The sequence below is a fragment of the Streptomyces sp. MBT53 genome (genome assembly GCF_016654115.1).
GTDB lineage: Bacteria > Actinomycetota > Actinomycetes > Streptomycetales > Streptomycetaceae > Streptomyces.
Genome location: NZ_JAEQAZ010000507.1, coordinates 1 through 1419 on the forward strand (window position 1 = coordinate 1; position 1419 = coordinate 1419).

2 protein-coding genes are annotated in these 1419 nt (G+C 68.4%); one reads left to right on the forward strand and one right to left on the reverse strand.

Features of this window, described 5'->3' with window-relative positions:
• Window positions 1-1264 (forward strand): metallophosphoesterase (locus JHN45_RS52515; protein ID WP_201056597.1); only part of this gene is annotated, 1264 nt, incomplete at its 5' end.
• Window positions 1265-1267: 3 nt separating this feature from the next.
• On the opposite strand, the gene JHN45_RS52520 is transcribed toward JHN45_RS52515, so the two are convergent.
• The coding region (locus tag JHN45_RS52520) for a helix-turn-helix domain-containing protein (RefSeq protein ID WP_201056599.1) at window positions 1268-1419 on the reverse strand (152 nt) is incomplete at its 5' end.

Here is a 1419-nt window from a genome sequence, read left to right on the forward strand (position 1 = left end):
CACCTACGTCGACGGCACCTCCAGCCGCACCGTCTACGTCCACCACGCCGCGCTGAACAAGCTCACCCCGGACACCGACTACCTCTACCTCGCCACCCACGAGGGCGCGACCCCCGACAGCGGGACGTTCCGCACCGCCCCGCGCGGCCGGAAGCCGATCACCTTCACCAGCTTCGGCGACCAGTCCGCCCCGCAGGTGACCTGGGCGGCCAACGGCACGGTCGGCCTCGACGCGAACTCCACGCCCGCGACGAAGGACATCGTCACCGGCATCGAGCAGGTCGCCCCGCTCTTCCACCTCCTCAACGGCGACCTCTGCTACGCCAACCTGGACGTCGACCGGGTGCGCACCTGGAACAACTTCTTCACCAACAACACCCGTTCGGCCCGGTTCCGCCCCTGGATGCCGGCGGCCGGCAACCACGAGATCGAGAAGGCCAACGGGCCGATCGGACTCGGCGCCTACCAGACGTACTTCGACCTCCCGTCCACCGAGACCGACGCCGAACTCGCGGGCCTCTACTACGCGTTCACGGCCGGCTCGGTGCGGGTCATCGTGCTGCAGAACGACGACAACTGCCTCCAGGACGGCGGCGACGTCTACATCAGCGGCTACTCCGGCGGACGCCAACTCACCTTCCTGGAGAAGGAGTTGAAGGCGGCCCGGGCCTCGCGCGACGTCGACTGGATCGTCGTCGCCATGCACCAGGTCATGGTCAGCTCCACCGACGCCAACGGCGCCGACCTGGGCCTGCGCCAGAAGTACGGCCCCCTCTTCGACCGCTACGGCGTCGACCTGGTCCTGTGCGGCCACGAGCACAACTACGAGCGCTCCCTCGCGGTCCGCGGAGTCGTCAGCGGCACCGAGACGCTGACCCCCAACCCGATCTCCACGGCCACCGACAACATCGACACCGGCCTCGGCACCGTCCACATGATCCTCGGCGGCGGTGGCGTCTCGGGCACCACGAACCAGAGCTTCTTCAAGGACGGCACCGGCAAGGTGATCACGTCCGTGTCGGCGACCCCCGGCTCCAACGGCAAGCGCACCTCCACCTACACCAAGGAGGAGGCGGTCTGGATCGGCGTCCGGGACACCGACCACCCCTACGGCTTCGCCGCGTTCACCGTGGACCCCGGCTCGCGCCCCGGCGACACCACCCGCATGCACGTGACCTACTACAACGTGAACAAGCCGAACGGCGACCTGTCGGTGTTCGAGAACTTCACCCTCCACCGCAAGCGCTCCGACGGCAAGCGCTGAGCCTCAACCGGGGCGGTCCTGGTCCTCGTCCGGCAACCAGTGCAGGGCGAACCAGAGTTCCATCCGTACGCCGGGGTCCTGTACGTCCACATCGAGCAGTTCGGCGATCCGTGCCAGACGGTGCCGCACGGTGTTCCGGTGGACGTGCAGGGCCG